Below are 255 nucleotides of genomic sequence, written 5' to 3'. Positions count from 1 at the left end.
GTGCATCGCCACAAGAAATAGAAGAAAGCATTCTCATAAAAATTGAGGAGTCGCTTAAGGATGTAACCGAAATTAAAAAAGGCGTGTATCGTGCGTTTCGTAATGGTGGCCGTGCGAGCTTAGAAATAAATACTGACGTTAAACTTACCGACGTGCTCGATAAAGTAAAACTTCGCGTAGATGGTATAGCCACGTTTCCTGGCGGTATGGAGCCGGTAACAATTAGCCAAGTAGAGTTTAGACAAGACGTAATAG

1 protein-coding gene is annotated in these 255 nt (G+C 42.4%); it reads left to right on the top strand.

Annotated features, from left to right (window positions below; all coding sequences use genetic code 11):
• On the top strand, window positions 1-255 hold a 255-nt coding region (locus AAEY68_RS21325), incomplete at both ends, for a hypothetical protein (protein ID WP_350586857.1).

The sequence above is a fragment of the Pseudoalteromonas sp. RB2-MNA-CIBAN-0110 genome (genome assembly GCF_040309305.1).
Classification (GTDB): Bacteria; Pseudomonadota; Gammaproteobacteria; order Enterobacterales; family Alteromonadaceae; genus Pseudoalteromonas; species Pseudoalteromonas arctica.
The sequence above is the reverse complement of the archived record's forward strand: the minus strand, read 5'-3'. Positions and strand labels throughout refer to the sequence as shown.